The sequence below is a fragment of the Microcoleus sp. AR_TQ3_B6 genome, from assembly GCF_036702785.1.
In the GTDB taxonomy this organism is placed as follows: domain Bacteria; phylum Cyanobacteriota; class Cyanobacteriia; order Cyanobacteriales; family Microcoleaceae; genus Microcoleus.
Map to the genome: position 1 here is coordinate 1 of NZ_JAUBVJ010000229.1, position 1,764 is coordinate 1,764.

The following is a 1,764-nucleotide window of genomic DNA, read 5'->3' on the forward strand; positions in this document are numbered from 1 at the left end:
AGGTAAAGAATGCCTGTGAGTTTGCCTTGGTGCAGCAGAGGAGTGCAGAGAATCGATTTCGGTTGAGTGGCTGCAATGTAAGGATCGCGGGTAAATTGTCCCTCTTGGGTGGCGTTATTTAAAACCACGTTTTCCTGGGTGCGGATGACGTAGTGGGCGATCGCACTTGCCAGTTTTGGCGTTTCCCCAGAAGCTGCTTCTGCATTCAAAGGAAGCGATCGCAGCACGCTAACTTCATCCCCCTTCACCGAACCTTCTGCCTCAATCGCCCAGTTTCCCGCTTTTTCTAAAATCAAAAAGCCTTTTTGGGCGCCGGCATTTTCGATCGCAATCTTCATCAACCTTTCCAGCAACTTACTTAAAACTATTTCACCTGAAATCGCTTGAGAAGCTTTCATTACTGTGGCTAAATCTAGCGTCTCTCCCAAATTAGTGCTAGTGCTAGTAGGCTTAATCGTTGTTCTGTTAGCTTTTGTTTGAGTTGTTGTCTTGGCTGATGTTCTAGCTAGAAATTCGGGGTATTTTTTTTCTAAATCCTCAACTTTAGCTATAGCGCCCCAGAGTTGGTAGCTATAATGAGCGTTTTGCATATAAACTTGGGCGATCGTTTCTTTGCCCCATGACAGGTAGAATTTGGCAGCAAGTTCGTGAGCGAGTGCTTCTTCGTTGATGTACTGGTTTTCTTTAGCAAGAGCGATCGCTTTGTCATACATTTCAATCGCTTCGATTTTTTCGCCTAAAACTCGATATCGTTCTGCCTCTACTAGATAGAATTTGTGCAGATGATTCATGGGGGCATGATGCGCCCATTTCTGCATTTTTTCCTGATTGGCTTGTACTCTGTCAAGAAGGCCCTGTTGCTCTGACTGTGGAGTATCAGAATACACCGCCAACCACACCAAAGAATCGTAGAAATGGAAAACAGGAATAACCGGCAATCCTACCAGTGCATCTAAATACTTCTCTGCTATAGTAGTATTTTCACTGGCTTCTGAGTAATTTTCAAACAAATAACAAAGTAAAATTTTATTCAAGTATGAGTAAAAAAATGCAGAATTATCATTTGCTTGCTGGTGCAATGGTAATCTTATCTGTTCGTCGTAGACCTCACCCTTGAGAAGGCAGGGGTTTTCACTTCTTCCGAGTAGATTTAAGACAGCCTGCCAATAGCTTTCTTGAAAATTCAGTGCTGTTTCTTGCTTAATTTTATAAACAGCATCTCTGTAATTTTCCATCTCTTTTTCAAGGGCAGTCAGTTCTTTAGCACTAAAATAAGCGCAATAGGAGTACGTTATTAGGCCAAAGGCAGCCCATTCTAAATCTCCCGTCTCCATTCCGCTAGAATAAGCCGACCTCAAAGGCTCTAATGTTTCTTTGAGATGATCTTTCCAATGTCTGGTAAATATATTTACTATGACAACTGTCTTGGCTTTGATTTCTTTAGCATTCAACTTTGACACTAAATTTAAAGCCAATTGACCGAACTGATAACCCGAATCAATATCTCCCACAACTCCGCAAAGTAGAAGACCATAATTGGCATAAGCAAAGGGAGACACGGAAGCATTACCATATTGGACGGATAAATCTACTTGTTTGCACACCGTCAAGGGCAACAGTGCAGGAGCAGCAAGGTATGTAGCAGCAAAGATACTTGACAAAAGTCTCATGGCTGCTAGTTTATAGGGATCGCTCATTTGAGGCAGATCAACTAAATCCTCAATTCGCTTCCCGTTTAAAATGGCCACAGTTTCTCCTAATGCC

The 1,764-nt window shown here is 42.3% G+C and carries 1 protein-coding gene; it reads right to left on the reverse strand.

The genetic code is table 11. The features are described 5' to 3' along the window. Nucleotides 1-1,764: GAF domain-containing protein (locus tag QUB56_RS36850; protein WP_332961294.1), on the reverse strand; the 1,764-nt coding region annotated here is incomplete at both ends.